The 8,424-nt window shown below is 49.5% G+C and carries 6 protein-coding genes; 1 reads left to right on the forward strand and 5 read right to left on the reverse strand.

What is annotated here, in order from left to right:
* Positions 1-2: 2 nt before the first annotated feature.
* The 4 genes from ACQ4M4_RS13785 to ACQ4M4_RS13800 all read right to left on the reverse strand — a co-directional run bounded on the left by ACQ4M4_RS13785 (position 3) and on the right by ACQ4M4_RS13800 (position 6,682).
* A complete protein-coding gene (locus ACQ4M4_RS13785) occupies positions 3-4,136 on the reverse strand; it encodes a tetratricopeptide repeat protein (protein WP_430685070.1) in 4,134 nt (1,377 codons plus the stop codon).
* Between the two features lie 104 nt (positions 4,137-4,240).
* Entirely contained in the window at positions 4,241-6,187 is a 1,947-nt protein-coding gene (locus ACQ4M4_RS13790; RefSeq protein ID WP_430685071.1) for a TnsD family transposase, read from the reverse strand.
* A 59-nt stretch (positions 6,188-6,246) separates the two neighbouring features.
* Positions 6,247-6,450, reverse strand: a complete 204-nt coding sequence (locus ACQ4M4_RS13795; RefSeq protein WP_430685072.1) for a hypothetical protein — start codon at positions 6,448-6,450, stop codon at positions 6,247-6,249.
* Positions 6,434-6,682 carry a hypothetical protein gene (locus ACQ4M4_RS13800; RefSeq protein WP_430685073.1) on the reverse strand — a complete coding sequence of 83 codons (249 nt, stop codon included), beginning with the start codon at positions 6,680-6,682 and terminating at the stop codon, positions 6,434-6,436. The genes ACQ4M4_RS13795 and ACQ4M4_RS13800 overlap by 17 nt, the downstream gene beginning before the upstream one ends.
* 179 nt (positions 6,683-6,861) lie before the next feature.
* Here ACQ4M4_RS13800 and ACQ4M4_RS13805 point away from each other — a divergent pair, with 179 nt between their 5' ends.
* A complete protein-coding gene (locus ACQ4M4_RS13805; RefSeq protein ID WP_430685074.1) occupies positions 6,862-7,080 on the forward strand; it encodes a helix-turn-helix transcriptional regulator in 219 nt (72 codons plus the stop codon).
* Positions 7,081-7,093: 13 nt separating this feature from the next.
* Here the strand turns inward: ACQ4M4_RS13805 and ACQ4M4_RS13810 are convergent, their stop codons facing one another.
* The gene (locus ACQ4M4_RS13810; RefSeq protein ID WP_430685075.1) at positions 7,094-8,197 is read right to left on the reverse strand and encodes a TaqI-like C-terminal specificity domain-containing protein; all 1,104 of its coding nucleotides are present in this window, start codon (positions 8,195-8,197) and stop codon (positions 7,094-7,096) included.
* Positions 8,198-8,424 lie beyond the last annotated feature (227 nt).

Here is an 8,424-nt window from a genome sequence, read left to right on the forward strand (position 1 = left end):
AACTACTGAGGTGAAATGGGTCGCCAATCACCAGAGTTGATGAAGGGAGCCCAGTAGTAGGGATGAGCGGTTGCTTCCTGGTTCAGCATCGCTAACTGCGTTTGCCGCAACGCCTCACTGCGTCCCATTCCTGACAGCAGGTTTTGGTAGTATTCCACCATCAAATCACGGGTGGTATTATCCTGCACCTGCCACAAACTAATCAGTTGGCTCTGTGAGCCTGCTAGCACTAAGGCCCGTCGTAATCCATACACTCCCTCTCCTAACGAGAGGTCTCCTAGGCCCGTATCACAAGCAGATAGAGCGACCAGTTGAGTTCCTAATAGATTCAGATTGCTGACTTCCAGAGCACTGACGATGCCATCTTCTCCGGTACCACTTTGCCCGACGTTCACGCCTGACAGGACTAGCCCAGAGCGCAGCAGTGGATTGTCCGTCAACACAACCTCTTGCGAGCCAAGGGATTCAAAGAAGCCGTGGGTGGCAATATGCAAGATGCGAGGACGATTTACTTGCCGTAATGCGGCTTCTGTAGCAGCTTGTTGTTGCAAATTCAGGATTTGGGAAGGAGGCAGACGTAAGGTTTGGGCAAGTTGGGTCGCAATTGCATCTGCTTCTTCAGCCGTTGCCATTAATGGGGGCCAAGCGCGCTCCCGCAAGTCAATAAAGCGAGTGGGAGTTTGAGCGATATCTGCATTACCGGAGTTTTCAAAGAAGGGGTTCGCCAGCAGGACAGGGTTGGATTGGGGTGCGGCGGTGGCTTGTGCCTGGAGTCGGAGCAAGTCTCGACCCGAGGTGAGGTAGGTGAGGGTATAGTTTTCCACCAGGTAGCGCCCTGTTTCATCTACCAACGTCTCAAAGGGAATCAGGTTGAATGCGCCATCGGGGGAAATCAGCAGGTGGTTGGTGTCTCCCAATCGCGCTCGAATGGGTGCCATGACGCGAGCATCGAGTGCTTGAGCTGCTTCTTTGACTTGCTCTACGGTGAAACCGGGCTTGCCTTGATCATCATAATTGCCGAGTGAGCGCTGTAAGTCTTCAATCAACGGGTCAATTTCAGCGGCAGGCCCCAAATCAAGCCCATCAACGATGCCATCAGCTTGCAGCAGATAAGCAGCATAGCGGGCTTCTCCAAAACGGTTATTGATAGATGCTTGAGGAGCAAAGACACGATAGCGGACTAGTTCAACCAGAGCAGTTTGCGCTGGAAGTAGAGCCTGGATAGTTGGAATATCGATGGGTTGATTGAGGGCTTGAAACTGGCTGCTGCGACGGGAGAGTTGAGCTTCGAGAGATTGAATTTCCGCCTCCAGATTGGCAACTTGAGTGCGGTATTGCTCCAGGGATAGAGACTCTGGACGGTTGAAGACTAGCGTGGAGAGTTGCGTGCGTTTAGCAGTGAGGTCGCTAAGCAGCGTTTGACTGTCGAGATCGAGTTGCTCGCGCAGAATCTGCTGGCTGTTGGTAAAGAGATCGAGCAACCGCCCTTTGCGCTGGAGGACGGTCGTCAGTGCTAGTTGCGAAGCAGTTGGATTATCGGGCAGAGATTGGAGGTGTAGCGAGATGGCAGCAGACGTAGTGCCTGCGAAGGTAGATAGGAAGCTTTGTTTGTAGGCCTCCGAGCCAACCATCAGATTAAGGTTTAAGTTAGCTTCTTCAACAGCTAAGCCTCGCTGCAAGAAGCCAAGAGTCGAAGGAAGGTTATTTTGTGCCCATAAGAAAGCTGCAAGGTTAGTAAGGCTTTGAGCCACGTCTGGATGATTGGCTCCCAGCACTTGTTCCCGAATAGAGAGCGATCGCTGGTAGAGGAGTTCTGCCTGAGCATAGTTGCCCTGATCCTGATGGAGCCTTGCCAGGTTATTAAGGTTGGTGGCTACAAAAGGGTGATTGATCCCTAGCACTGGTTCAAAGATAGCGAGCGACTGTTGCAAGGAAGATTTTGCTTGATCATAGTTGCCTTGATCCTGATACAGCGCTGCTAGAGTGATGAGACTAGTTGCCACAAACGGATGATTGGCTCCTACTGTTTGTTCAAGGATAGATAGAGCGCGCTGAAGAAGGAGTTCTGCCTGAGCATAGTTGCCCTGAGCATAATAGAGCTGTGCTAGGTTGGTTAAACTTGCAGCTACGTTAGGATGATTAGTTCCAAGCGCTTGTTCAAGGATAGTGAAAGAGCGTATATACAGAGGCTCTGCCTGAATGTAGTTGGCCTGAGTATAATAGAGACTTGCTAGGTTGTTGAGACTAGTGGCTACGTTAGGATGATTAGTTCCAAGCGCTTGTTCAAGGATAGTGAAAGAGCGCATATACAGAGGCTCTGCCTGAGTATAGTCGCCCTGTAACCGATAAAGGTTTGCCAAGTTGTTTAGGCTGTTGGCTACATCTGGGTGATTGGCCCCTAGCGCTTGTTCCCGGATAGCGAGGGATCGTTGGAAGAGGGGTTCAGCCTGAGCATAGTTGCCCTGCTCTTGGTAGAGGCTTGCCAAGTTGTTTAGACTGTTGGCCACATCTGGGTGATTGGCCCCTAGCGCTTGTTCCCGGATAGCGAGGGATCGTTGGAAGAGGGGTTCAGCCTGAGCATAGTTGCCCTGCTCCTGGTAGAGCAATGCCAGGTTGCTGAGGCTAAGGGCTACATGTGGGTGGTTGCCGCCCAGCGCTTGTTCCAAAATAGAGAGCGATCGCTTGTAGAAGGGTTCTGCCTGGGTATAGTTGCCCTGCTCCTGGTAGAGCAATGCCAGGTTGCTGAGGCTAAGGGCTACATGTGGGTGGTTGCCGCCCAGCGCTTGTTCCAAAATAGAGAGCGATCGCTTGTAGAAGGGTTCTGGCTGAGTATAGTTGCCCTGATCCATATAAAGCCCTGCCAGATTGTTGAGGCCGAAGGCTACATGTGGGTGATCAGCCCCCAGCACTTGTTCCCAAATAGAGAGCGCTCGTCGGTAGAGGGGTTCTGCCTGGGCGTAATTGCCCTGATCCTGGTAAAGCCTTGCTAGGTTGTTAAGGCTGGTGGCCACATCGGGGTGATTGCCTCCCAGCGCTTGTTCCCGGATAGCGAGCGATCGCTGGAAGAGGAGTTCAGCCTGAGCATAGTTGCCCTGTGCCCGGTAGAGCTCTGCTAGGTTGTTGAGGCTAGCGGCCACATCGGGGTGATCGGCTCCCAGCACTTGTTCCCCGATAGCGATGGAGCGCTGATAGAGGGGCTCTGCCTGGGTATAGTTGCCCTGTTCTATGTAGAGGCTTGCCAGATTGTTGAGGCCGAAGGCTACATGTGGGTGATCAGCCCCCAGCACTTGTTCCCAAATAGAGAGCGCTCGTCGGTAGAGGGGTTCTGCCTGAGCATAGTTGCCCTGATACTGGTAAAGGCTTGCCAGATTGTTGAGGCTACTGGCTACATGTGGGTGATCAGCTCCCAGTGCTTGTTCCCGGATCGTGAGGGAGCGCTGGAAGAGGGGTTCTGCTTGGATATAGTTGCCTTGATCCTGGTAGAGCAATGCCAAGTCGTTGAGGCTGGTCGTCACATCTGGGTGGTTGCCTCCCAGCACTTGTTCATAGATAGATAGCAAGCGCTCTGCTAATGGAATTGCGTCTGCGTAGCGTCCGGCTTGCTTAAGGACAACCACTTGCCGATTGAGTTGCCTTACTTCAGCTAAGACTTGGTCGATCACGGTTGCTGCTCGTCGTTCTAGCCTGTAGTCACCTCCTGTACCAGCACCAGAAGCTATAGCAACAATGGTATAGACACCTGTGGAGGGTAAGGTGATCATAAGTGTCGAGTTTGTGCCTGCCCCCCCATCGTCGTCTCCAGCAACAATCTCATTTTCAGGGCTGATCACAATGAGGTACGTATCAAACTCCTCACTGCTCAGTTCGATGACGATTTGCTCTTCAGCTCTCCCCTCAAAGGTATGTGCCTGGTAGTAGCGGCCATCTGTCAGTGTAGGACTATTTTGGTCTAGCTGACCTGTGACAAAAATGGGTGAGTTGGGGGTGGATACCTGAGCAATTACAGAAGACCCAGAGAGAGATACCGAAGTAGAAGCCTGAGACGGAACAACAAGTGATGTAGTTACCCAAGTTGAACTGACAACACCAATAAATCCTTGTCCAATCCAGCGGAGCAGCGGTTTGAGGTGATTCATCCGATCTCTATTCACACTGTTCCGTTTTTTATCTGTTTCCTCCTTCCAAAAATTATATGAGGAGCCTCAGGACGAGTCATGCGAAGATTTCGGTATTTTTGTGCTCAAAGCCTGTTTACTGCTCCTCTTCTACAAACCTCGCTTTCCAGAACACGCTTAACCTTTTCTGAGTAATCTGGCTTTAACCCTGCTAGCCGAATCACTTTCCAATACTCAACAGTTTCTCCTCGATGGTTAAGTTGTTCAGCAGCCCAGCAGACTCGACGAATTTGAAAATCCTCAATGGTTTCGATGACTGATTCTAGATATGCCCTTGTCAATGGCAGATTATCGAGATGCTGTTCAACAAGTGTCAGTTGACCGATCGCCTTGGCGACTTTGCTCACCGTAATTCTGATAGGCTTCTCGGCAGCTAAAAGGTTTTGCACAACATCCTCAACCTGGATCAGAGTTTGCTGATCCCGTACTTGCCAGTCCACCCGATTCTTGAAACGGTCAAATGTCTGGGTAGCAGGTGAGTTCTGAGTTAGCCATTCCTGGTCATTCCGGTACAGCCAAGTATATGTGGCAGGAGCTAACTGCCGCAGTGCTGTTTTTGAAGCTTGAGGATGCTCTGTTTGGAGGGCAACCCAGATGTTCCGGTGGTGGGTCTTGATGTCATTGGAGACGCTCGATTCAGTGGAAGAAGTTTCTAGTGAATCGGGGCTTTGGGGTTCGTTGGGCGATCGCCATCTCACGGCAAGTCCAAGGTTCTGTACATAGCGATTGATCGTTTTGGGATCAACCTGGAGCCGTCTGGCAGTCTCCCGTAGTCCCAACTGTTCAATTTCCACCAGCTGCCGAAGCTTCTGTTGCCATACAGAACCTACGGCTTTGATCTTGCCAATCCGGTAGGTGTCTTCCTTGCTGCGGTCGGGGCCAGTGCGGCAGTAAATAAAACCACAGTGGCAGGAAAACGTACCCACGGGCTTTTTCGTATCGCAGCATAAGCTGATCTCCAAACGGGTAACGACGGGTTTCAGGTGATGCTCGGCGGCAGGGTTCAAACACAGCCAGGGGCCTGCCCCAAAGGGCTTGTAGCCGCGATCGCTCCCCAAGAATGTATCAACTGACAATCCCAAAAACCGAATGATCAGCAAGTGACGGATGGGATGAAACGCCTTCCGGTGTTTTCGGACGATGCTTGTGAGCCAGTTGTGCTCATCCTGTTGATGAATGCTTGAATCCAAAGCTTGTAGAATTCCCGGCTCGTAGGCAAACAAGAATTGTTCAATCAACTCCTTTTGATGCACTCGCCCAGTCGCAGTGGCTAAACCACGGTCGATTAGCAGAGACATATACTGTTTGCGGAACCAGTTCAAGTCCTTGCAGGGAACCTCCTGCTCCAGCAAGAAATACACATCCTGAGCAAGCCCGATAAGGGTATCCAGCGCCTTCCTACTAAATGATGGGGCCTTAGCCTCATGGATACGGCAGTTATCAGGACTGGCAGCAATGTACTCATGCCGATTCAGGCCCTGAAGCCGTACTGAACTGTCCTGAAGAATTTCGGCGTGATGGGGGCAAACGAGGACTCCGGGCACCTGATGAACTCGATGCCAGTACAACTCCCCATACTTCTCCTGATCGGCTTGGGCGCAAGTTGGGCAAAACCTGAAGTATTGAGGCACACGAACAGAACTGGCCCGAATTCCAATCTCGCTGTGAATACTGCTTCCATGATCGGAGCGCATGGCCTCAGCGATCGTCTGCGATCGCTCTTGCGGTATGAAAGCCCTGTAGAACGGAAAAAGCGTATGCCGTTGAATGACGTCTTCGACAGTCACCTCTGAGATGATGCTTAAATTTGTAGCCAAAGGCTCCAGATTGCTGGGAAGGTCAGCCGTGGCGATCGCAGTTCTAGAACCAAACAGTTCTTGCAGGGTGAGCTTGGGGCTAATGTTACCGCTGCGGATGTGGTAGCGAGCCAGGACGCTGTAGAGCAATTCGTCTGGATAGGGTTTGGGGAAGAAGCTCAGCATGGAGACAGGCGATCGCGGTGCACAAGTCAAATACGAATCAAAAAATTAAGGCCAGACTCAACGGTTAAAGTTGAATCTGGCCTTGGTGGTTAGGGCTGACGGCGTAGTTCTTGGGCAATTTGCTGGGCTAGGGTTTTGCTCCATATCTGTTCAAAGGGGCAGGATATGCGATCGCCCTGCTGAAACCACATGAGTGCTTCTTCGAGTTGAGCAACCGAGTAAGCGTCGTTGACCAGCATTTTGGTCAGCAAGGTTTGCACGATCAGGGCTTGGGCATCATTCAACACGAGCATGGCTACCCTCCGCAGAATGGTGGCTACTTGCGCGGATAGACATTTGCTCTGTTGAGGGTATTTGGGGTGGGTCAAAGGCAACGATGAATTTGGCAAAGGGCATGTGTCGCTGAAGTGTGGCGAGATACATGCTGGCATCGTTGCGGCGGCGAAACCGAGTAATAGCTCGATTTTGACAATTGGGCAGCAGGCGATAGACCACCCATGGATGAAGCTGGTCGTAATAACTCATAGTGATAGGTAGAAAGAAATGAGACACTAAAGCAGGGGCAAGCCGCAACCCACCTTTATCGTTGGGCTGCTAGCTTCCCTTCTGTTTCTTATAGACACATTGTCTAGACACTTCGTCCTATTGTCAACCTGTCTAGACAGATTGTCTACACATTCGTTACTAAATTGCTTGCTGACGTGATGGGAGAATCGCCACTTAAAAAACTACGAGAAGAACTAGGGTTTTCCCAGGAGGAGTTTGCACGACAAATTGGTACGTCAGCACGAACGATTAGCCGATGGGAGACGGGGGACAGTGTTCCATCGTTCACGATCGCCCAGATGAAAGCCTTGGACGAATTACTTAAGGCGAATGGCAAAAGCTTGCAAGATTTACCAGATACATTCGCGGCTGGTTAGCGATCGCCACCTCTCAACTTCCCTCGACAATGGCAATTTCTTCTTCAATCAGCCCATATAGTTTATAGACAATCGCATCAATTAGGCGATCGCACCGCATTAGCTGCATTTTAATGGGCAAAAGAACATCCAAACTATTTTGATATTCCTTTTCCAGGGTTTGCTGTTCCTTACGGGCAGCAGGGTCAATTTTGAGTTTCTTTTTGTTCTTTTTAAGCAATTCGATAAAGTCATCAAAGCTCAGATGAGGTTCCCCAATATCCGTTTCCATGTCTGAGCCTTGAGTCTTTTTGTAATAGTCACCCAAGTAATTTTGAATTTTGGATTTATTACTTAGGTTATCAATGTCACAACCTACAAAGCGTTCAAGCCATTGGAAAAAGCTTTTGATTTCGGCTTGTTTCTGTTTGTTGAGTTCAATCATTTGTTCTGCTAAGTGTGCCAGCAAATCGTGAATAACATCAGTTTCTTCAGGCTGCTGGCTCAGATGATAGTCGACTTTTGCAAGCAGTGGATCGGGATTGTGATCGAGTTGAAATTTATCGTAGAGAGCGATCACGTCTTGAAAGGCTTGTTGACGGCGATCGTTTGAAGTAGTGAAAGAGATTTGAGGGATAGGAAATGGATTCAAGTAAGCAGTTTTCATCCGAAAATAGCCGCCCCTTAAATCAGTGCCGGTTTGTTTAAGGAAAAATGTCATTAAGGAGCTATTGAGAATAGCAGTTAATGCCAGCGAGGAAATGGATACACCTCTCTTTAAGGTAATTGCGTACGAAGTATCAATAATGTATCTTCCCTCAGAATCATATGTAAACTCAGCCCTGCCAGCAACGTCAGGTAGAACAATTTTTGAGATACCTAGTAAGTGCATGTTTTGCGGTCTACCGTATCCATACCAATCTTCTCTACTTTGAAAGTCTCCTTTATCACGTCCTCTTAAAATAATTTGATTGGTTGAATGGTTTAAATAGTTCCAAGCTTTTGGATATTTTTCTACCATTTCGCAAGGCTGAATTAAAACTATTTTCCCGCTTTCTTCTTTATAAGGAAACAATAAAAAGTTATCACTTTCATAATAGTAAGGATCAATATCGCGACCTGTTAAAGCTGGCTTCATTAGAGTTTCTTCTATCTCCACCCACTGATTAAGCGATCTAGAGTAATATCGTTTCTCCCTAAGCTCCATCATGAAAACCGCATCTGAGCTAGTGCCTGTTCCGACATTCCGCAGGTTGCTCTGGGAATTAAAGGGAGTGGGGATAAGCTGAGGGAGACGAGTTAGGATCGCCCCCTTGCAGATCGAGAACTTGGACCACTTGGGACTGATTGCGGGTGTTATTGATG

The sequence above is a fragment of the Leptolyngbya sp. AN02str genome (genome assembly GCF_050565595.1).
Lineage (GTDB): Bacteria > Cyanobacteriota > Cyanobacteriia > Elainellales > Elainellaceae > Kaiparowitsia.